Genomic DNA, 245 nt, shown 5'->3' with positions numbered 1-245 from the left:
CGGTACAGAAGTCGTCGTCTCTGAAGAGCTCACGTAGCATCGACAGCAGATTGCGCTGATAGCGGGCGACGGAATTGCGGTGCAGGCTGCCCAATGAGACCTGTTCGCGCTTCTCACGGAAGTAGCGATGAACCGCGTCCGCGGTAGCCTTCTCGTCACAGAGCACCTGATGCAAGCCCAGCCTGTCGGCCCAGTTGACGAAGTCAAGCACGACGCGCAGAGCACCGTAGACCGTCTTCGGACGC

Annotated in this window: 1 pseudogene; it reads right to left on the bottom strand. The window is 60.4% G+C overall.

Annotated features, from left to right (window positions below):
- Positions 1 to 245, bottom strand: a pseudogene (locus SB753_RS40425) (integrase); the annotation flags it as partial.

This window comes from Paraburkholderia sp. SIMBA_053 (genome assembly GCF_046534895.1).
GTDB classification, from domain to species: domain Bacteria; phylum Pseudomonadota; class Gammaproteobacteria; order Burkholderiales; family Burkholderiaceae; genus Paraburkholderia; species Paraburkholderia caledonica.
Note: the sequence above shows the minus strand (reverse complement) of the source record. Positions and strands in the feature narration are given on the sequence as shown.